Raw genomic sequence first — 21,025 nt, forward strand, 5'->3', positions numbered from 1 at the left:
ATGGCCAACTTCCTGGAACAGACCGTCAACGGTCTGGTCAACGGTGGGTTCTACGCGATGCTCGCGCTCGGGCTGGCGGTCATCTTCGGCATGCTGAAGGTGGTCAACTTCGCGCACGGCGCGTTCTACATGCTCGGCGCGTTCGGCGCGTACCTGTGCCTGCGCGAGCTGGGCCTGTCGTTCTGGTGGGCGCTGCCGCTGGTACCGGTCGTGCTCGGTGTGCTGGGCATGGGTCTGGAACGTGCGGTCATCCACCGGCTCACCAGACTGGATCCGCTGTACAACTTCCTGCTGACCTTCGGCCTCACGCTGATCCTGCAGGACCTGGTGAAGTGGCGGTACGGGGTGTCGGCCAACCCGTACGAGGTGCCGGCCGCGCTGCGCGGGACGCTCCGGGCCGGATCGTTCGAGTTTCCCGCCTACCGGGTGTTCGTCTTCGGGTTCGCGGTGCTGGCCTGCGCGGCGGTGTGGTGGCTGCTGACCCGTACCCGGATCGGCATGGTGGTGCGGGCCGCGACCGAGCGCCCGGAGTTGACCGGCGCGCTGGGCATCGACGTGGCCCGCTGGACGACACCGGTGTTCGGATTCGGGGTCGCCCTCGCCGGGCTCGCCGGCGTGCTCGCCGCACCCATGCAGGCGGTGAATCCGCTGATGGGCGCGGACCTCATCATCGTGGTGTTCGCGGTCGTGGTCATCGGCGGGCTCGGGTCGATCCTCGGCTCGGTGGCTACCGGCTTCGGCGTCGGGATCGCGGTGGCGTGGGCGCAGGCGTACGCGCCGCCGGTCGTCGCCCAGGTGCTCGTGTTCGTGGTGATGGCCGCGGTGCTGCTGTGGCGGCCGGCCGGCTTGTTCGGGCGGGAGGAGACGCCGGCGTGAGGAAATCTCTGCGGTTCCTGCCGCTGGCGGCGGGTCTGGTCGTGGTGGCCGTCCTGCCCCGGGTGCTGTACCCGCCGGTCGCGCTGGACATCGTGTGCTGGGCGCTGTTCGCCGTCGCCGTCGACCTGCTTCTCGGGTACACCGGGCTGCTGTCGTTCGGGCACGCGGCGTTCTGGGGTACCTCGGCCTACACGGCCGGCCTGGTCGCGGAGCACACCGGCGCGCCGTTTCCGTTGGCGGTACTGGCCGGGGCGGCGGCCGCGGCCGTCCTCGCCGTTCCCGTCGGGTACCTGTCGGTGCGCCGCACCGGCATCTACTTCGCCATGGTGACACTGGCGTTCGCACAACTGATGTACGTGGTGGCCAACCAGTGGCGCGGACTGACCGGGGGCGAGAACGGGCTGCAGGACGTACCCCGGACGTTGTTCGGCACACACCCGTTCGGCACGGACCTGTCCGACCCGTACTACTTCTACTACTGGATGCTGCCCCTGGCGCTGCTCGGCTTCCTGGCCGCCTGGCGGATCGTGCACTCGCCGTTCGGCAGGGTGCTCGTCGCGATCCGGGACAACCCGGCCCGAGCCCGTGCCCTCGGGTACCCGGTGCACCGGTACAAGCTCGTCGCGTTCGTCCTCTCGGCCGCCCTCGCCGGACTCGCCGGTGGCCTGTTCGCGATGAGCCATCAGTTCGTCACGCTGGACACGCTGCACTGGACCACGTCGGGCCAGGCGGTGGTGATGGTGGTACTGGGCGGGATCGGCACGCTCTGGGGCGCCCCGGTCGCGGCCGCGATCCTGGTGCGCCTGCAGGACATCCTGTCGCTGGCGCACTTCGAGGAGGTCGGCCTGCTCACCGGCGGCGTGTTCGTGGTCGTGGTGTTGCTGTTCCGGCGCGGGATCTGGGGAACGGTGGCCGCGCTACTGCGCCGGTGGCGCATCGGCTAGCGACAATCAGACCTCGCGTTCGGGCGTCGACCACGCTCGGCGTATCCCTCGCCGTCGCGGCGAGCGACCCGGCCTCTCGCCGTCGCGGTGAGAGGCCGGGCGAGAATCCGGGCAGGTTTGGCGTTCGCATACACCCGGGTACCTAGCGGCGGGCCGGCCGGAACCCGTCGCATTGCCCGGAAGGACTTGACCGGTCGACGCGGTACCCTCGGTGCGCGTCATCGGGCTGTTCGTCAATCGGGTCCCACCCGCACGACAGAGGGAGGTTCCGTGCGATGAGCAGCGCCGTACAACGGCCGGCTCCCCCCGGCGGGGACGACCTCTTCTCCCTCGACGCGGAGCTCGGCCGGGACCTCGCCGCGATCGACTGGGCGGCGACGCCGCTCGGTCCGCCCCGGCGCTGGCCGCAGAGCCTGCGGGCCGCGGTGAGCATCCTGCTGTCGTCACGGTTTCCGATGTGGATGGCTTACGGTCCGCAGCTGACGTTCTTCTGCAACGCCGCCTACCGGCGCGACACTCTCGGCCGCAAGTACCCGTGGGCGTTGGGTCGCCCGGCCAGCGAGGTGTGGGCGGAGATCTGGGCCGACATCGGCCCCCGGATCGACACCGTGCTCAGCACGGGCAAGGCGACCTGGGACGAGGCGCTGCTGCTGTTCCTCGAACGCTCGGGGTACCGCGAAGAGACGTACCACACCTTTTCCTACAGTCCGCTGCGGGATGATGACGGCGCCTTGACCGGCATGTTGTGCGTGGTCAGCGAGGACACCGAACGGGTGGTCGGCGAGCGGCGGATGGCGACCCTGCGCGACCTCGGCTCCGATCTCAGCGTGGTGCGCACCGAGCAGGAGATGCTGGCCTTCGCCAGCGAGCAGCTCGGCCGCAATCTCCGAGACCTGCCGTTCACTCTGACCTACCTGTTCGAGCCCGACGGTCACGCGTGGCTGGCCGCGTCGACGGGGATCCGCGCGGGACGTCCGGCCGCGCCGTCGATCCTGACGGCCGACGGCTCGGGCGACGTCTGGCCGGCGGCGAGGCTGGCCCGGCAGGAGCCGGTGCTGATGGACCTCGACGGTCCGCCGTTTCGCGAGCTGCCGATCGGGGACTGGCCGGAGCCGCCGAACCAGGCTCTGCTGGTACCGCTGCCGCGTCAGGGCGCCGGGCCGTACGGGTTCCTCGTCGCCGCGCTGAACCGGTACCGGCCGCTGAACGACGGCTACCGGGGATTCGTCGAATTGACCGCGGGACATGTCGCGACGGGAATCGGCAGCGCCCGCAGCTACCGGGTGCAGCAGCGACGGGCGGAGGAGCTGGCCGAGCTGGACCGGGCCAAGACCGCCTTCTTCTCCAACATCAGCCACGAGTTCCGCACGCCGCTCACTCTGATCATGGGACCGGTACAGGAGCTGCGCGATCGGCTGCCGCCCGGCGACCAGCGTGCCCGTGACGAGGTGGAGGTGATCCACCGCAGCGGCTTGCGGCTGGGCAAGCTGGTCAACACGCTCCTGGACTTCTCCCGCATCGAGGCCGGACGCGTGCAGGCGCGGTACGAGCCGGTCGACCTGCCGGTGTTCACCGCCGAACTCGCCAGCGTGTTCCGGGCGGCGATCGAACGCGCCGGCCTGGCCTTCGAGGTGGACTGCCCGCCCCTGGACCGGCCGGTCTACGTGGACCGCGGCATGTGGGAGAAGGTCGTCCTCAATCTGCTGAGCAACGCGTTGAAGTTCACGTTCGACGGTGGCATCCGGGTGTCGCTCGACGCCGACGGAGACCATGCCGTCGTCAGGGTGTCGGACAGCGGCGTCGGCGTACCCGTGGACGAGATGCCGCGGCTGTTCGAGCGCTTCCACCGCGTCCCGAGCGCCCGCGCGCGCTCGAACGAGGGCAGCGGCATCGGCCTCGCGCTGGTTCAGGAACTCGTGCACCTGCACGGCGGCACGATCGCCGCGCAGAGCGAGCCCGACTCCGGCACCACCTTCACCATCCGGCTCCCCTACGGACACGCCCACCTGCCGGCGGACCAGATCGCCGAGACGACGGGCAGCCACGCCGCCACCGAGACCGCTGAGCCGTTCGTTCAGGAGGCGCTGCGCTGGCTGCCCGAGGACGCCGGTGGCTCCGGCCTGACGGCGCCGGACACCAGCGCGGTCGTACCGGCCACGGCTGCGGTCGACGGGCCCCGCGCCCGGGTACTCGTGGCCGACGACAACACCGACATGCGCGACTACCTGCGGCGGCTGCTGACCGGCCAGTACGAGGTGATCACCGTTGCCGACGGCGCGGCCGCCCTCGCCGCGGCCCGCAACCACCCACCCGACCTGATCGTCAGCGATGTCATGATGCCCGGACTGGGCGGGTTGGAACTGGTCACGGCGCTGCGCGCCGAGCCGCGGACCGCCGGCGTGCCGGTCATGCTCCTGTCCGCCCGGGCGGGTCAGGAAGCGGCCGTGGAGGGATTGTCCGCCGGTGCCGACGACTACCTGGTCAAGCCGTTCGCCGCGCAGGAATTCCTCGCCCGGGTACGGGGGAACGTCGACCTGGCACGGCTGCGCAACCACCACTCGCAGTGGCGCACGGCACTGATCGATTCGCTCCAGGAGGGCTTCTTCGTCGCCGACGCGGACGGCACCATCGTCGAAGTCAACTCGGCCTTCACCGACATCCTCGGCTACCCGGCCGACGGCCTGCCCTATCCGGCGCCGCATCCGTGGTGGCCCGACCCGCACGCCGACTCCTCCGCTCATGAGCAGGTGACCGAGGCGTACCGGCAGGTCATCTCGGCCCCGCACGGCAGCACCGTGGTTCCGCTGCGGCACCGCGACGGGCACCGGCTCTGGGCGACGCTGGCGACCAATTCGGTACGCGACGACCGGGGCACTCGGATGATGGTCGGCACCATCCGGGACGTCACCACCGAGCGGTACGCGGCCGCTCGCGACACCGCTCTCAACGCTATGAACGAGTGCCTGGCGAGCGCACGGACCGTACCCGAAGTGCTCCAGGCGGCCGTCACGCGGCTGCGCCGGCAGTGGCTCGCCCCCGCCGTGTTCGCCCGCGCAGGCGCCGCCACGGTCAGCGCCCCCACTGTCGGCGCCCCCACTGTCGGCGCCCCCACTGTCGGCGCCCCCACTGTCGGCGCCGCCACTGTCGGCGCCGTCGGGGTGGTACGCGATGCGGATGCCGATGCCGATCCCCCCGCGGCAATGGACGGCCTGCGCGACGTCCCGCAGTCGCGCATCCTGATCGAGTCCGGCGGCGGCGGCCGGCCGATCGGCGCCGGAACCACCGTCGACTCGCCGGTGGGACCGGTCGCGATCTGGCTCACGCTCGACCCGGCACGGGGATTCGGCACCGAGGACCAGACGCTGCTGTTGCTGCTGTGCGGGTCCCTGGCTCAGGCGCTGCACCGGGCACACGCCTTCGACCAGCAGCGCGAGGTCGCCGTGACGCTGCAACGCGCCATCCTCGGCCCAGTCGCCCTGCCGGACGGCTTCGCCGTGCGCTACCAGCCGGCGCTGGAGGTCGGCGGCGACTGGTACGACGCGGTCGACCTGCCCGACGGCCGGATCGGCATCATGGTTGGCGACTGCGTCGGTCGCGGGCTGAGCGCCGCCACCGTGATGGGACAGCTACGCAGCGCCGGCCGCGCCCTGCTGCTGCGGGCCACCGGTCCGAGCGAGGTCCTCACCGCGCTGGACCAGTTCGCCGTGCTGTTGCCCGAGGCGATCTGCACGACGGCGTTGTGCGCGATCCTCGATCCGGGCAACGGACAGCTGGTCTACAGCAGCGCCGGTCACCCCCCGGCGATCCTGACCCTGTCCGACGGCCGGACCGAGTTGCTCGCCGCCGGGCTTGGGCTCCCCCTGGGCGTGCTGCCCGGGCGTCCGCGTCAGGAAACGAACACCGTCGTCCCACCCGGAGCGGTGCTGCTGCTCTACACCGACGGTCTCATCGAACGCCGCCGCCGTCCGCTCGAGGCGGGCATCGCCCGGGCCGCCGAAACCGTGCGGGACTACCGCGCCCTGCCCGTCGAACAGCTCGCCGACCGGTTGTTGAGCCAGATGACCAGCAGCGACGGGTACAGCGACGACGTGGCCCTGCTCCTCTACCGGCATCCCGCCCCGCTGGACATAGCGTTCGACGCCGACGCCGGGGTGCTCGCGCCGGCGCGAACCGTGCTGCGTGCCTGGCTGCGCCGAGCCGGCGTCGACTCCCGGGTCACACAGAACGTTCTCGTCGCCGCCGGCGAGGCATGCGCCAACGCCATCGAACACGGCAACCGCGATGCCCACGGCCGGATCCACCTCGTCGCCGCCACAGCGGGAGAAGACATCCAGGTTACCGTCGCGGACACCGGGCGGTGGCTGGACGAGCAGACCAGCGAGAACCGGTACCGGGGCAACGGCATCAGGCTCATGCGAGCCCTGATGAACCACGTCGACCTGCGCACCGGCCCCACCGGCACCACCGTCACGATGTCTACGAGGATCACGCCATGACCACTCCGCTACACATCACCACGAGCCAGGCCCCCGACGGTCGACCGCGGCTGACCGCCGTCGGCGAGATCGATATCAGCAACACCAAGGAATTCACCGCGAAGCTGTGCGACGCCGTCGCCCCGGGGCACCGCCTCCTCGTCGACCTGACCCTGGTGACCTATCTGGACAGCGCTGCCCTGGCCGCTCTCTTCGCGTACGCCAAACAGATCGACATCCACATCTCACCGCTCAACGAGACACTGTTCAGCTTCAGCGGTCTCTCCCAGCTGACCACCATCCGGGTCATTCCGGCGGACCAGGACCAGCCCTCGAGCGCCGGCTGATACACCGGCGCGACCATACTGGTCCGTCATGGACCTGGACGACTACCAGCGCGGCGCCCTCCGTACTGCCGCTCCGCGTGACAAGAAGAACGAGCTGCTTCATCTGGTACTCGGGCTGGTCGGCGAATCGGGTGAGATCGCCGAGAAGTTCAAGAAGTGGGTCCGGGACCTCGGCAGCGACGAGTCGCGGATCGACCGGGCCGACATCGCCAAGGAACTCGGCGACGTGCTCTGGTACGTGGCGGTGCTCGCCGACTACCTCGACCTGTCGCTGGACGACATCGCGGCGGCCAACCTGGCCAAGCTGGCCAGCCGCCAGAGCCGTGGCGTGCTGGGCGGCAGCGGCGACAACCGCTGAGCCATTCACTGCCGTGCCGGACTTGGCCGGTCAGCCGTCACCGAGCGTATCCAACCTTGACCGTGAGGTAACGACGTTCGTAAGATCGATGAACAACTTTATGCCCTACAGGCCATATCGAGGAGCCGCGGTATGTGCGATACCGACCACCTGCTCTCGAACCAGACCGAACAGAGCGGCCTCAACCGCCGCCAGATCCTCGGGGCCATCGGCGCCCTCGGTGCGGGCGCGACCGCCGGCACCATCATCGATGCACCGCTCGCGGCGGCGAGCGGTGGAACACTCGACGACAAGACCCAGCCGGCTACCAACGCGGGCTACGAACCGCCGTCCGGTCTCGCCAAGGACTCCGGGGCGAAAAGCTCCGCGCTGTCCTGGCTCGACAACAACACCTCCAGCGTCTACGGGATGAACGACGAGGTGTGGGCGTACCACGAGCTGTCGCTGCAGGAGTGGAACTCCTCGCTGTTGCAGGCCACGTTCCTGGAGAAGCACGGGTTCACGGTGCAGTGGGGCGCGGCCGGATTCCCGACCGCGTACGTGGCGACGTACGTTGTCGGCAGCGGCAAGCCGACCATCGGGTTCAGCGTCGAATGCGACGCGCTGCCCGGCCTGTCCCAGAACAAGGGCGTGCCTTACCACGACCCGCAGGAGTACATCGACGACGCGTTCTCGCCGACGTACGGCGTCGGGCACGGCTGCGGACACTGCGCGCTCGGCACCGCGGCGATACACGCGGCGGTCGCCACCGCGAAGGGGCTCGCCGCCAGCCGCACCGACGGCACGGTGAAGGTGTACGGCGCGACCGCCGAAGAGTACCTGCTCGGCAAGGCGTACGCCGTTTCGAGGGGCGTCTACAAGGGACTCGACGCGCTCGTCGACTGGCACCCCGGCGGCGACACGTCGACCGGCTGGGGCTCGTCCAACGCGATGCAGTCCATCTCGTTCACTTTCCTCGGCATCGCCGGCCACGGCGGCACGCCGCTGGGCAACAAGAGCGCGCTGGACGCGGCCACCATCACCGGCATGCTGACCGAGTTCCTGCGCGAGGAGAACCTCGCGCCGTCCGGGCGCATCCACTACGCGATCCGCAACGGCGGTCAGGCGCCCAACGTGACGCCGGAGATCGCCGAGGTGTGGTACTACGTGCGCGAGGGCAGTCCGGCGCGGGTGAAGGTACTCGTCGACAAGGTCGTGAACTGCGCCAAGGCCGCGGCGATGGCTACCCAGACCAAGCTCGTCTACAAGGTGACCAGCGGGTGCTGGAACAAGCTGCCGTCGCAGCGCGGTGCCGAGCTGATGTACGACAACATGCAGCAGATCGGCGCCCCCGTGTTCTCCGCGGCGGACCAGGAGTTCGCCACCACGCTGCAGGGCAACATCGGCCTGGGCAGCGGCGGCTTCGCCACGCACGTCTCTCCGCTGAGCCCGCCGGATCCGATCTTCCTCGGCGGCGGCTCGACGGATGTCGCGGACATCAGCTGGCAGGCGCCGACCATCCAGATGGGCACGCCGATCTGGCCGCAGGGCTTCAAGTCGCACACCTGGGCGGTCGCATCCTCGGCGGCGTCCGACGGTGGGCACAAGGCCCTGCTGTCGGCGGCGAAGTACCTCGCCGCGACGGCGGTCGACCTGTACACGCAGCCGACCATCCTCGGCGAGATGAAGGACGAGTTCGCGAAGCGGACGAAGAACGTGACCTACGAGCCGCTGTTCCCGAAGGACTTCGAGCCGCCGATGTACCAGCCGCCGGACTGGTTCCTCAAGCGGACCGGCCAGCACTGGCCGCCGCCGAACATCACCTGGCCGCGGCCGAAGGTGATTTCGAAGGAGAAGTTCGCCGACCTCGGTCCGTCGCTGCCACCCCAGGACCTGCCGCCGCTGGGCTGACGCTCCGGTCCACTGCCACTCATCATCGGGGGGAATGGCTCAATGCCGCGGAGCCGGGCAAGGTTTGTCGCCCGGCTCCGCGGCGCTCCCCCGGCCGCTCGCCGGTGTCGCGCCGCGCGACATCAGATCACTGGGAGGCGACGGGGGCGAGGCCGGCGAAGGCGAGCTTGAGGACCTCGTCCACCTGTTCGGGAGCGACGGGTCGGTTGCGGAGCAGCGCCCTGTAGTACAGCGGCGCATACAGCAACTCGACCACGTCGTCGAGGTCCGCGTCGGTCCGGAGCTGGCCCTGCTCCTGCGCCCGGCGAAGCCGCTCCCGGCACGCCTGTACCCGCGGCTCGACGATGCCCTCCAGGAACGCCCTGGCCGCCTCGGGATCGTCCTGCGCGACCCCGATCAGGCTGGTGAACGGCGTGAACCGGGGGTTGGCCAACAGCGTCACCACTGCGGTCATCTGAGTCCGCAGGTCGGCGCGCACGTCGCCGGTGTCTGGGAAGTCGGTGACGTCGCCGGCGGCCTCGTTGATGGCTTCCTGGACGACGGCCGCCTTGGACGGCCACCACCGGTAGATCGTCTGCTTGCCGACGCCGGCCCGCCTGGCGATCTCCTCCATCGACGCCTTGCCGAGCCCCTTCTCCCGGCAGATTTCGAGGGCGGCGTCCAGGATCGCTTGACGCGCTCGCTGGCTCCGCCGGTCCTGATTGGGCGTGTTCATGGAGCGATAGTAGCAGCGCGACGAGACGAGACGATCCGTCTTGACTCGGCCGAGGACGGTCTTGTACGTTCGGAACCGCGAGACGAGACGTCTCGTCAAGTGCAAAGGCCGAGCCGGCCCGCGCCTCCGAGGACGACTCATGGCGTGGGTACCGGCTGGTCGGCGCGCGCCCCGGACCCTCGTCAACCGACTCGGGCAGCCACCAGAACGTGATCAGGAAGGAGCTCGTCATGAACGAGGCGACAACGCGCCGGTACACCGGCCTGTTCGGCATCATCGCCAGCCTGTTCATCATCGTGCAGGTCCCGCTGTACTTCCTCTACTCCGGCGCCCCGCCGGACTGGAACATCCTCACCCGCAGCCTCATCGGGATCATCGGTTGCACGCTGTTCATCGTGTACTTCACCGGGCTGCGCCAGCTCATCCGCCAGGTCGACCCGGGGCACGACTGGGCGGCGACCGTCGTCCAGATGGCGGGGCTGCTCTGGGTGGCGATGGTCTTCGTCCCGCAGGCGATGGAGGCCGGCGCCGCGATCTCGGTCGACCACGACATCGACACCACGACCGAGGGGCCGTTCGCACCGGCGCAGTACCTCATGCAGGGCGCGATCTCACGACTGTTGATGGCGCTGTTCCTGATCGCCCTGGCGATCACGATCTCCCGGCTCAGGTTCCTGCCGTCCTGGGTGGGACGCTCGGCGTACGTGCTCGCCGCGATCAACCTGGCCTTCGTACCCGCCGTCTTCTTCGGCGACAACGCGGCCGACTTCTACAGCGCCCAGGGCTGGGGAACCACCGCCAGCATGGGCGCGCTGTGGAGCCTGTGGACCTTCGCGGTGAGCATCAGCACGCTGCGCAGCGCCCGCCGGGCCAACCTGGCACCGCGTCCGGCGAGCCGGCCGGTCGCGCACGCCTACCAGTAACCGTTCCGACTACCAGATACACGAGGGTGCCCGGGGTGATTCGACCCGGGCGCCCTCGCGCCGGGGCGACCGCCGATGACCCGGTCGCCGGCTGCGCGGCCAGTGAGGCCGCCGCCGGCCGTGCCGCCGATGGCAATGACGATTCGCGAGGTTTTCTCGCGTCGACCGCCGCCTGCGGCTCCGCCGCAAAACAGCCCAAACCACTCACGCAGCGTGGTACGAAATATCCGGGGGCACGATCGCGAGGCGGACGAGCTGTGGCGCGTACGGGGGTGGAACAGCTCTTACGGGATCCCCAGAAGCCTCGGGAGATCTCCTTCCTCGAACTCTTCTTCGACCTGGCCATCATCTTCGCGCTCACCCAGTTCTCGCAGCGTTTCCTGCGGGACTTCCGCTGGGAGAACTCGCTACAGACGCTGATCCTCCTGGCGGCGGTCTGGTGGGTTTGGGTGGGCGCGGCCCGGACGACGGACTGGCTCGACCCGGACAAGCCCTTCCCGCAGGTGATCATCGTCGGGATGATGTTCGCCGGGCTGGTGCTCGCCGCCTCCGTTCCCCAGGCGTTCGGCAAGCATGGCGTCGTCTTCGCCGGGGCGAACGTCGCGGCGCACCTCGTGCGGCACCTGTCGATCGCCAGAGCACTGCGTGGACATCCGGTCGGAAAGCGTTCGGCACGCGCGGCGACCTGGTTCGGTGCGACCGCGATCCTGTGGCTGGCCGGCTCTTTCCTGCCGGCCACCCCGCGGCTGGTGCTGTGGTCGGCGGCGGTGATCCTGGACTATCTGGGCGTCGGGCTCGGTTGGCGGGTGCCCGGGCTCCCGCCGACGCCGCAGGCGCACCTGCGAGTGCTGGGCACCCACATCGCGGAGCGGCACCGGCAGATCTTCGTCATCGCGGTGGGGGAACTGGTCCTGACCAGCGGCATCACCTTCAGCCGGACCGGGCTCGACATCGTCCGGATGAGCGCCTTCGCGCTCGCGTTCGCGATCGCCGGACTGGTCGCTTGGATCTTCTTCCTGCCGCGCGGGCTCACCCTCGGGGAGACCCTCGACCGGCGACGGCCCGCGGTGGCGGTTTTCGCCTCGTACACACATCTGATCATGATTCTCGGGATCGTCGTCACGGCGATGAGCGCCGAGATCCTGGTCTCCCGACCGCTCGGCGAGACCCGGGCCCAGTGGTCTGCCGCCATCGTGGCCGGGCCCTTCCTCTTTCTCGGCGGTCGCGCCCTGTATGCCTGGGGAGTATTCGGGCGCCCCGCCTGGCGGGCCCCCACCGGCATGGTGATCCTCGCCGCCATCTCCCCTGCCATGGTGCGGCTACCGCCGCTCGCCGTCGCCGGTGTCGTCGGCCTGGTGCTGCTCGCCATCCTGTTCAGCTATCAACACATCGGCCCCGAGGCGCGCCGTGCGGGCACCTCGGTGGAACGGCTGCTCAAGAAGCGGAGGAATCCCCGGGAGATCTCGTCCTACGAACTGTTCTTCGACCTCGCCATGATCTTCGCCCTGACCCGGGTGTCGCAGCGAATCCTGACCGACTTCGGCCTGGTCAACATCGCGGAATCGCTGATCCTCGTGGCCGGCGTCTACTGGATCTGGGTCGCGACGGCGTGGTCGACCGACTGGTTCAACCCGGACGAGCCCCGACTGCAACGGCTCATCATCGGCATCATGTTCGCCGAGCTCCTGATGGCGTCGGCTGTGCCCACCGCGTTCGGCGCACACGGCCTGCTCTTCGCCGGCGCGTACGCCGGGATCCACATCGTCCGTGGGCTGGTGATCGTGCCGGCGCTGCGCGGTTCCCCGCTGCAGGCCCGATCGGCCCGGGTGCTCATCTGGTTCAGCATCTCGGCCGTCCTGTGGTTGGTGGGTGCCTTCCTTCCCGGCTCGGATCGCATCGCGCTGTGGGCGGCGGCCATCGCCCTCGACGGCGCGAGTGCCTGGTTCGGCTGGCCGGTGCCGAGGCTGAGCCACGCACCGCAAGCGCACCTGAAGGTGATCGGCGAACACATAGCGGAGCGGTACCGTCAGGTCTACATCATCTCCCTGGGCGCGCTGGTCCTGCTCAGCAGCCTGGCGTACAGCAGGGCGGGCTTCGACTACGTGCGCACGCTCGCCTTCGTCCTCGCCTTCACCAACGCGGCGCTGCTGCTGTGGAGCTACTTCCTGCCGCCCGGGCGGGATCTGGGGAACGTCGTCAACGCGACTGCGCCGAGGGTCGCGGTTGCCGCCGCATACTGCCACGGGATCATGATCGCCGGGACGGTCGTTACCGCGGCCGGCGCCGAGATGTATATCCGCCGGCCTCTCGGAGCGCCGAGCGCCGCGCTGTCGATGACCGTCCTCGGCGGGGCCGCGCTGCACATTCTCGGCCGTACCCTGCTCGGCCTCACGGTGTACCGGGTGCGGCGGCCGTGGCGCGGCCCCGTGGCGTTGCTCGTGATTGCCGGCATCGCGCCCGGGGTGGTGATAGCGCCGCCGCTCGTGGCGCCGATCGTCGGCGTCCTCGTCATCCTCGGACTCACTTTCAACTACCGGAAGACCGCGGCCAACCCGCCGCTGCGAAGCTGAGCCACCCGGCCGCGCGCCACCCGGCCGGGACCACACCTTTCCCGTGCTGCCGCTGGCGGGTCGGTAAACCTTCAGGCGAGGTCGGAGACGATCCGCGCCGCGGCTTCGGCAATCAGGGCGTCTACCGGCGGGGTGTCGTATCCGGGCCGGTCGGACATGACGGCCATCACGAGCGGCGCGCTGTGCGGTGGCCACACGACGGCGATGTCATTGGCCCGGCCGTAGTCGCCGGTCCCGGTCTTGTCAGCCACCGTCCAGCCCTGGGGAAGCCCGGCCCGGATGCGCTTGGCGCCGCTGAGGCTGCGCTTGAGCCAGTCCGTGAGCAGGGCGCATTTGTCGGCGGTCAGCGCGTCGCCGAGTACGAGCTTCTGGTAGTCGGCCGTGATCGCCCGGGGAGTGGTGGTGTCCCGCGGGTCCTGCGGGGCGACCCGGTTCAGCTCCGGCTCGTAGTCGTCCATGCGGCTGGCGGTGTCGCCGAGCTCACGCAGGTACGCGGTCAGCTGCGCCGGGCCGCCGAGGTCGCGCATCAGCAGGTTGCCGGCCGTACCGTCGCTGTACCGGACGGCGGCGTCACACAGCTCCCCGATGGTCATTCCGCCGGCGACGTGCTTTTCGGTGACCGGCGAAATGGAGTTCACGTCGGCCTTGGTGTAGGTGACGCGCTTGTCCAGGTGACTGAGCGGATTCCGGTGCAGGACGGCAGCCGCGGCGAGCCCCTTGAACGTGGAGCAGAACGCGAACCGTTCGTCCGCGCGGTAGGCCACCGTCGCGCCGGACCCGGTTGCCAGGGCGTACACGCCCAGACGGGCACCGTGCTCGCGTTCGATCGCGGCGAAACGCGGATCGTCCACGGGATCGGCCGCGCGGCTCGGTGCCGGGGACGGCGACGGCGACGGCGACGGCGACGGCGACGGCGACGGCCCGGCGTCAGACGGTCCGGCCTCAGACCGGCTGCCTCTGCCGCCACAACCCGCCAGTGGCAGGAGCGCCGCGGCGACCAGGAGTGCTCGGCGGGACGGGCCGGGCTGCGCGGATGACATCCGGTGATACCTTCCTTCTCTTGCCTTCTTTTGCGGACGAACGGATGTGCTTCGGGACAGAACAGAGCTAAACAGGATTCCCGATCCACGTCCACCATGTTTGACACCGTCGCCGTGCCGGTCACCGGGGCCCGGTGTGTTCGCGCCGTCACGGCATATCGAATTCCCCTAGAGTCGTCGGCATGCCAGCCCGAAGCCGAACGACGGCCCGACGAGCACCGGCGACGCGTGCGCAACGTGAACCGCGCAAACCGGTTCCACCGTCCGCGCTGACAACCGCCTCGCTCGACGAGCACGACCTGACGGCGGAGTCCGGCTTCGAGCGGCTGGGATTCGCCGACCTGGACCTGTCGGAGCGTCGCGCCGGCGCCGTCGAGTTCAGCCAGTGCCGGTTCGACAAGGCCACACTGTCGGGATCGGAATTGCCACGCCTCGGGCTGACCGACTGCCTCATCGAGAACTGCGACTGGGCCAACCTGCGGGCCGAGGGCGGCAAGCTGGACCGGGTCAGGGTCGCGGAGTCGCGGATGACAGGCCTGACCTGGACCGACGGGCTCGTCCGCGACGCCCTGTTCGATCGCTGCCGGATGGACCTGTCGGTCTGGCGGTTCGCCGATTTCGACACGGTCAGGTTCTCCCACTGCAACCTGGCCGGCGCCGATTTCACCAATGCGGACCTGCGCACCGCCCAGTTCGTCGAGTGCGACCTGACCAGGGCCCAGTTCAGCAACGCCACGATGGAGGGAACCCGCTTTCGCGGCTGCACGCTCGTCGGCATCGCCGGCGTGACGAGTTGGAGCGGCGCGGTCGTACACCACAGCGACCTGCTCGCGCTGTCCTACGCGCTGGCGGCGGCGCTGAACATCCGGATCGACGAAGACTGACGGGGCGCGCGCCGCCCTACGACCGCTTGTTCCGCGGTGCGGCGTGTTCGGCCGGGCGTCCCTGTGCCTTCCGGGCATCGGCGAGGACCACCGCGACGAGGACCGCGACAACGGCGACAGCGGCCACCAACGGCGGGGCGAACAGCAGTGGCGCGGACAACACGAGCAGGGCGAGCAGGGCGATCGGCCGGTTCGGCGAGACCCGGCCGAAGACGGTCTGCTCCAGGCGGGCCCTCCCGAGCACGAACAGAGCCGGCCCACCGAGGAGGACAGCGACCCACGCCGAGCGGCTGGCGCCGAACGGTTCGCTGAGAACGAGTTCGTCGCCGACCGCGGTGACGATGATGCCGGCCACCATCGCCAGGTGTGCGAATGACAGGGGCCGCGTCAGCCGCACCGGATCGGCGGCGACGGCGATGGCTTCGGCCAGTTGCTCCCCGGCGCGGAACACGTAGATTCGCCAGAAGAGTGTGGTGGTGAGGATCGACACCGCGAAGGCGCCGATCCGGTCGGCGGTGAAGTCTGTCCCGACGAATGCGAGCCCCGTGACGAGAATCAGCTCGCCGAGCGCGATGATGAACAGCTGACGGTGGCGCTCCGCCAGGTGCTCGGCGTTGAGGGGCCATTCTGGTGCGGTCACCCGCCCGAGCCGCGGTATGGGATACCGGAACCTGTATGCGGTGTAGTCGACGGCGGCGGCGAGCGTCCACAGCACTCCGCGCACGGCACCACCGGTGACGCCGCCGGCGAGCCAGAGGCCACCGGCGGCGGCGGACCAGACGAACAGCCGCCAGCCGGTGCGCTTTTCTCGTTCGGGCAGGACGACGATGAGGTACAACAACACCGCGATGTGGAGTGCGGCGGACACGCCCGCGAAAACGGCGCCGCGCTCACCGAAGGCGCCGGTCAGCACGACTGCCATCACCAGGCTGGCGATCATGGTGCCCAGCACGACCGCCTGAACCGTGGGGCGGCGAGGATCCAACCGGTTCGTCAGCCACGCCGTCACCGTCCAGACCCACCACAGCGCGAGGAGCAGGACAAGGGTCTGGTAGGCCCCGGTCCAGGTGAGATCCGAGACCAGCTTCCGGGACAGCTGGGTGAGGGCGAAGACGAACGCCAGGTCGAAGAACAGCTCCAGCAACTCGACCGGCTGTCGCTCCGCCGGCGCCCGGAGTAGCCCGCCTGGGTCCTCGTCCCCCATCACCTGTCCCATCGGGCTGTTCCGCGGGTCGAATTCTATCCGCTGCCGCCGCCTCTTCAGGACGGTTCCGTGGCCCGCCGCCGATGCCCGGCGTCCCGGATCAGGGTCAGGGCGATGACGAACAGGCCGAGCAGGGCGACGACCGCGTTGCCGGTCGTGAGCAACACGGCCTCGCCAGAGGTGGCGTGGTCGAGATGGGTCAGGTGGAAGAAGAAGTGGGGTACGGCGAACACGGAGAACGCCGCGGCCGCGGGAATGGTGAACGCGGCTCGCGGTGCGACGAGCGCGATGCCGAGGACGACGGCGATGCCGAGGGTGGCTCCGCCGAAGTCTCGCGCGTAGTGCTCGCTGAACGGCGGCGTGAGCGTGACGGTCGGGAAGTTGGTGTAGAAACTCTCGGGATACGCCTGGTTCCAGAACCCGACGACGAATTCGTCGAGGAAGAGAACGGCCAGAGCGATCCGGATCAGCGCGGTCATCGCAGGGACTCCTTCCAGGTCTTGCGCGCCCCCGCTTGCAGTGGCCCGCGAGGGCGCGCTCCCTTTCGTCAACTGGACCGCGCGGCGCCACGATTCGTGACAGCCGGGGCGCAGCCGGAGGGCGGCTGTCACGAATCGGAGAGTTGTTCGGTCCGTACCGGCAGGGGCGAACCCCGTCCCGCGACAACCACTGGGAGAACCGATGGTTCCCGAACCCCGCCGGTCGCTCCGGCCGGTCGCGCTGCCCAACGCGTTCTGCGCGATCGTCGCCGAACGGCGCCTCCTCAAGGACCTCGCGTACCGGCTGCTCGGCTCGGGCGGCGCTGCGGAACACGCGGTACGGCTGACCTACGTCCGCTGGTACACGATGCCGCAGCAGGAGCAGGACGGCATCGACAGCCCGGCCGCCTGGCTCGTCGGCACGCTCGTGCGGATCTGCGTCGATCTCCTCGAGACCCCGAAGCTGTAGTACAGCCGTGCGGGGTATGTACGCGCCGGTGCGACGGACGACGCCGAGAACGGCAGGTGGTTCGAAGTCGGTACAGCGAGGCACAGAAGGGACGGGGCGGGCGGTCATGGTGGAGCGGGGCGAAGACGGGACACTCGACGACGCGTGGGGCGCGTTCGACGCGGTCCGTCCCCGGCTGTTCGGCATCGCCTACCGGATGCTCGGAAGCGTCACGGAAGCGGAGGACGTCGTGCAGGACGCCTGGCTCCGGTGGCAACAGACCGATCGCGGCCGGGTACGCGACCCGATCGGGTTTCTGGTCACGACGACCTCCCGGCTGGCGCTGAACGCCGCGACATCGGCCCGCGCCCGGCGCGAGTGGTATCCCGGGCCGTGGCTGCCCGAACCCGTCGACACGTCCGCCGATCCGGTGCTCCGGGCCGAACGCACCGAGTCGCTCGAACTGGCCGTACTGCTCCTGTTGGAGCGGCTCAGCCCGGCCGAACGGGCGGTGTACGTGCTGCGCGAGGCGTTCGACTACCCGTTCCGGCGGATCGGTGAGGTGCTCGGTACCAGCGAGGCGAACGCGCGGCAACTCGGCCGGCGCGCGCGTACGCACCTGGCCCGGGAACGGTACGGCGACGGGTCCGGGGCCTCGCGCGGCGCCGAATCCGCCGAGCCGGACCTGCCGAAGCCGGTCTCCCGCACGGACCACGGCCGTCTGCTGCGTGCCTTCCTCGCCGCCGCCGAGTCCGGAGACCTGCCCCAGCTCGAAAAGCTGCTCGCCACCACAGCCGTCTCCTACGCCGACGGCGGCGGCATCGTCCGGGCCGCGGCGGTACCCGTCGTCGGGCGCGACAGCGTCGCGCGTTACGTCGTGGGACTGTTCCGGAAGTTCGGCCGTGACCTGTCGCTGGAGATCGGCGAATCCAACGGCCGGGCCGCGATCCTCGGGTCCCGGGCCGGAACAACGGTCGCGCTGGTCACGATCGACGCCTCGTCCGCCGGGATCGAGCGGGTGCTGATGGTCCTCAACCCGGTGAAACTCGGCCGGTTTCAGCGGTAGTCGACGGCAGGCCGGCCCGGTTGACGCGGCCGCACGGATGAGATCGTTGGTGGGTGGTGGAGTCACTCGACCTGCATCTGGAGTTCGACCGGAGTGCGGGTTTCCCGGGTCGTTCGCTGGAGAGCGCGTTGCGGGACAGCATCCGGACCGGCCGGCTGCGGGCCGGGTCGCGCCTGCCCGGCAGCCGGAGCCTGGCCGCCGATCTGGGGCTGGCCCGGGGCACCGTGGTGCAGGCGTACGCGCAACTGGTAGCGGAGGGGTGGTTGGTGTCGGCGCCCGGCTCGGGCACCCGGGTCGCGGACCACAGGTCCGGGTCGTCGCGCGGCGCCAGACGCGCCGGGCCAGACACGCCACCACCCCAGGCTCCGCCGCGCTCACGCCGGAAACCGCGGCCGCCGACGGCGTCCGGGCCGGTGATCGAGTTGCGACCGGGCATCCCCGATCTCGCTTCTTTTCCGCGTACGGCGTGGGCCGGCAGCGTCCGCCGGGCTCTGGCGACGGCATCCCACGGCACCCTGGACTACCCCGAGCCGGCCGGGTTGCCCGCGCTGCGGGCGGCGGTGGCGGACTATCTCGCGCGTACCCGTGGGGTGCTCTGCGACCCGGACGCGGTCGTGATTACCGCGGGCTTCACCCAGGGTCTCTGCCTGCTGGCCCGGGCGCTGCACCGGCGCGGGGTACGCTCCATCGCCACCGAGAACCCCGGCCTGGCCCGCCACCGCATGGTCCTGCGCGCCGCAGGCCTGACGGTCACCCCGCTCACCGTCGACACGGGCGGGGCCGAACCGGACCAGGCGGCGGGTCAGGCAGCGCTGCTCACGCCGGCGCACCAGCACCCCACCGGCGCGGTGCTCGCCCCGCAACACCGGTACCGGTTCGTTGCGTGGGCACGCAAAAACGACGCGTACCTGATCGAAGACGACTACGACGGCGAATTCCGGTACGACCAGCGGCCGGTGGGCGCGATGCAGGCGCTGGCGCCGGAGCGGATCGTGTATGCCGGCAGTACCAGCAAGTCGCTGGCGCCGGGCGTGCGCCTGGGCTGGTTCGTCGTCCCCGAGCCGCTGCGCCGCGACCTGGCCGAGGCGATCGGAGAGGCCGGCGCGGCGGTCTCCGCGATCGACCAGCTCGCGATGGCCGACCTGCTCACGCACGGCGACTACGACCGGCACATCCGCCGCATGCGCCTGACCTACCGGCGCCGCCGCATCGAGCTGGCCGACCGCCTGGCCGAGGTGACCACCACCCCGCTGGAGGGCATCGCGGCCGGGATGCACGCGCTGCTCCCGTTGGCCTCGGCTGGGCAGGAGCGCTGGTTCATCCAGACCGGACGCCGCCAGGGACTGCGGCTGACCGGCCTGCACAGCAACGATTACTGGCACGACCCGGCGGACGGGCGGCGGGCCGCGGCGCTGATCCTCGGGTACGCGGCGCCGCCGTCGCACGCGTGGCAGGCGGCGCTGGCCGGGCTCGGCCAACTGGTCCAGCAAAGCGGTCGTTGAATGGTCCATTTCACTGGTCCGGATGGAGTTACGTTCGGGTCATGCAAACCATGAAGATCGGGAACAACGACGTCGTGCTGCTGGGCACCGCCATGCCACCGGAACTTCCGGAGGGCTCACACGTGATGACGGCGACGATCGAACTGCCGCCGGGCGACCCCGGCGCGCCGCCGCACCGCCACTCCGGCCCGGTGTTCGGCTATATGCTCGAAGGCGAGTTGCTCTTCGAACTGGAGGGCGAGCCGGAACGGGTGATCAGAGCCGGCGAGGCGTTCTGGGAGCCCGGCGGAGACGTCATCCACTACCAGGCCGCCAACAACCGTCCCGACCGGACGAGCAAGTTCGTGGTCGTCATGGTGTGCGCGCCCGGTAAGGAGATGCTGACGTACGTCAGCCCCGAGGAACTCGAACAGCGCGGGCACCGCCGGGCGCCCCGGCCGAACTGACGAAGGAGCATGGCGTGCGTATCCTTCTCGCCGGTTCGACCGGTGTCGTCGGCCGCCGGCTCGGACCGCTGCTGACCGCCCGCGGACACGAGGTTGTCGGTCTGGCGCGCAACGGACCGGTCGCCGTCGACGTGCTCGACCGGGAGGCGGTGGCGGCCGCCGTCCGGGACGCCCGGCCCGATGTGGTGATGCACCAACTGACCAGCCTGAGCACGGGCGACTTCGCGGCCAACTCTCGGCTGCGCCGGGAAGGGACGCGCAACCTGGTCGACGCGGCGCTCGCCGTCGGGGTACGCCGGATCGTGGCGCAGAGCATCGCCTGGGCGTACGAGCCGGGTGCCGAGCCGGCGACCGAACAGACTCCGCTCGACCTCGGCGCCGCCGGGCAGAGGCAGACCAGCGTGGCCGGTGTCGCCGCGCTCGAATCCGCGGTGCGGGAGGCGCCCGAGTGGGTCGTACTGCGATACGGCACCCTCTACGGCGCGGACACCTGGTATGCCCGCGACGGCCTGATGGCCCAGTTCGCCGGCGCCGGCAAGCTCCCCGCCGACGGGGACGTGAGCAGCCTGCTGCACATCGACGACGCCGCCGCCGCGGCGGTAGCGGCCCTGGAATGGCCCACCGGCGCGGTCAACGTCTGCGACGACAAGCCCGCCCCGGCCTCGCGGTGGGTGCCCGCGTTCTGCGCGGCGGTCGGAGTCCCGGCACCCGCGGTGACGGAAAACGAACGGCACGGCTGGGCACGGGGAGCGAGCAATCACCACGCCCGCGAACACCTCGGCTGGATCCCGGAACACCCCTCCTGGCAAGCCGGTTTCGCCACGCTGTAAGCAGATACAGGTTCGGCGGCTCGATGAG

General features: G+C 70.2%; 18 protein-coding genes. 14 read left to right on the top strand and 4 right to left on the bottom strand.

The genetic code is table 11. The features are described from left to right. From Raf01_RS39580 to Raf01_RS39605, 6 genes are all read left to right on the top strand, one after another. A complete protein-coding gene (locus Raf01_RS39580; protein WP_203923251.1) occupies nucleotides 1-876 on the top strand; it encodes a branched-chain amino acid ABC transporter permease in 876 nt (291 codons plus the stop codon). Then, entirely contained in the window at nucleotides 873-1,820 is a 948-nt protein-coding gene (locus Raf01_RS39585; protein WP_373319724.1) for a branched-chain amino acid ABC transporter permease, read from the top strand. Before Raf01_RS39580 ends, Raf01_RS39585 begins: the two co-directional genes overlap by 4 nt. A gap of 275 nt (nucleotides 1,821-2,095) precedes the next feature. Then, a complete protein-coding gene (locus Raf01_RS39590; protein ID WP_203923253.1) occupies nucleotides 2,096-6,316 on the top strand; it encodes a SpoIIE family protein phosphatase in 4,221 nt (1,406 codons plus the stop codon). Next, the gene (locus Raf01_RS39595; RefSeq protein WP_203923254.1) at nucleotides 6,313-6,642 is read left to right on the top strand and encodes an STAS domain-containing protein; all 330 of its coding nucleotides are present in this window, start codon (nucleotides 6,313-6,315) and stop codon (nucleotides 6,640-6,642) included. The genes Raf01_RS39590 and Raf01_RS39595 overlap by 4 nt, the downstream gene beginning before the upstream one ends. A 28-nt stretch (nucleotides 6,643-6,670) precedes the next feature. Then, nucleotides 6,671-7,000 (top strand): nucleoside triphosphate pyrophosphohydrolase family protein, encoded by a 330-nt coding sequence (locus tag Raf01_RS39600; protein WP_203923255.1) that lies wholly within the window; start codon nucleotides 6,671-6,673, stop codon nucleotides 6,998-7,000. A gap of 132 nt (nucleotides 7,001-7,132) precedes the next feature. Next, the gene (locus tag Raf01_RS39605) at nucleotides 7,133-8,890 is read left to right on the top strand and encodes an amidohydrolase (protein ID WP_203923256.1); all 1,758 of its coding nucleotides are present in this window, start codon (nucleotides 7,133-7,135) and stop codon (nucleotides 8,888-8,890) included. A gap of 127 nt (nucleotides 8,891-9,017) precedes the next feature. On the opposite strand, the gene Raf01_RS39610 is transcribed toward Raf01_RS39605, so the two are convergent. Beyond that, nucleotides 9,018-9,605, bottom strand: coding sequence for a TetR/AcrR family transcriptional regulator (locus Raf01_RS39610; RefSeq protein ID WP_203923257.1), 588 nt, complete (start codon nucleotides 9,603-9,605; stop codon nucleotides 9,018-9,020). Nucleotides 9,606-9,835: 230 nt separating this feature from the next. On the opposite strand from Raf01_RS39610, the gene Raf01_RS39615 reads away from it, so the two are divergent. Together Raf01_RS39615 and Raf01_RS39620 are read left to right on the top strand one after the other, a co-directional pair. Further along, a complete protein-coding gene (locus Raf01_RS39615; RefSeq protein ID WP_203923258.1) occupies nucleotides 9,836-10,528 on the top strand; it encodes a hypothetical protein in 693 nt (230 codons plus the stop codon). A gap of 272 nt (nucleotides 10,529-10,800) precedes the next feature. After that, entirely contained in the window at nucleotides 10,801-13,098 is a 2,298-nt protein-coding gene (locus tag Raf01_RS39620) for a low temperature requirement protein A (protein ID WP_203923259.1), read from the top strand. Between the two features lie 71 nt (nucleotides 13,099-13,169). Here the strand turns inward: Raf01_RS39620 and bla are convergent, their stop codons facing one another. Continuing rightward, nucleotides 13,170-14,138, bottom strand: coding sequence for a class A beta-lactamase (bla, locus tag Raf01_RS39625; RefSeq protein WP_373319725.1), 969 nt, complete (start codon nucleotides 14,136-14,138; stop codon nucleotides 13,170-13,172). A gap of 182 nt (nucleotides 14,139-14,320) precedes the next feature. On the opposite strand from bla, the gene Raf01_RS39630 reads away from it, so the two are divergent. Then, nucleotides 14,321-15,022, top strand: coding sequence for a pentapeptide repeat-containing protein (locus Raf01_RS39630; protein WP_203923261.1), 702 nt, complete (start codon nucleotides 14,321-14,323; stop codon nucleotides 15,020-15,022). 16 nt (nucleotides 15,023-15,038) lie between these two features. On the opposite strand, the gene Raf01_RS39635 is transcribed toward Raf01_RS39630, so the two are convergent. Both Raf01_RS39635 and Raf01_RS39640 read right to left on the bottom strand, forming a co-directional pair. Further along, entirely contained in the window at nucleotides 15,039-16,238 is a 1,200-nt protein-coding gene (locus Raf01_RS39635; protein ID WP_203923262.1) for a low temperature requirement protein A, read from the bottom strand. Nucleotides 16,239-16,282: 44 nt separating this feature from the next. Further along, nucleotides 16,283-16,705: a hypothetical protein gene (locus Raf01_RS39640; protein WP_203923263.1), complete on the bottom strand. Its 423-nt coding sequence runs from the start codon at nucleotides 16,703-16,705 to the stop codon at nucleotides 16,283-16,285. A 202-nt stretch (nucleotides 16,706-16,907) separates the two neighbouring features. On the opposite strand from Raf01_RS39640, the gene Raf01_RS39645 reads away from it, so the two are divergent. From Raf01_RS39645 to Raf01_RS39665, 5 genes are all read left to right on the top strand, one after another. Then, complete coding sequence (locus tag Raf01_RS39645) at nucleotides 16,908-17,174, top strand: sigma factor (protein ID WP_203923264.1); 267 nt, start codon at nucleotides 16,908-16,910, stop codon at nucleotides 17,172-17,174. Between the two features lie 106 nt (nucleotides 17,175-17,280). Beyond that, on the top strand, nucleotides 17,281-18,219 hold the full coding sequence (locus tag Raf01_RS39650) for a sigma-70 family RNA polymerase sigma factor (protein WP_203923265.1): 939 nt from the start codon (nucleotides 17,281-17,283) through the stop codon (nucleotides 18,217-18,219). 53 nt (nucleotides 18,220-18,272) lie between these two features. Beyond that, nucleotides 18,273-19,721, top strand: a complete 1,449-nt coding sequence (pdxR, locus tag Raf01_RS39655) for a MocR-like pyridoxine biosynthesis transcription factor PdxR (RefSeq protein WP_203923266.1) — start codon at nucleotides 18,273-18,275, stop codon at nucleotides 19,719-19,721. Nucleotides 19,722-19,762: 41 nt separating this feature from the next. Further along, nucleotides 19,763-20,167: a cupin domain-containing protein gene (locus tag Raf01_RS39660; protein WP_203923267.1), complete on the top strand. Its 405-nt coding sequence runs from the start codon at nucleotides 19,763-19,765 to the stop codon at nucleotides 20,165-20,167. A 14-nt stretch (nucleotides 20,168-20,181) separates the two neighbouring features. After that, nucleotides 20,182-20,997: an NAD-dependent epimerase/dehydratase family protein gene (locus Raf01_RS39665; RefSeq protein WP_203923268.1), complete on the top strand. Its 816-nt coding sequence runs from the start codon at nucleotides 20,182-20,184 to the stop codon at nucleotides 20,995-20,997. Nucleotides 20,998-21,025 lie beyond the last annotated feature (28 nt).

It is taken from the genome of Rugosimonospora africana (genome assembly GCF_016862975.1).
In the GTDB taxonomy this organism is placed as follows: Bacteria; Actinomycetota; Actinomycetes; order Mycobacteriales; family Micromonosporaceae; genus Rugosimonospora; species Rugosimonospora africana.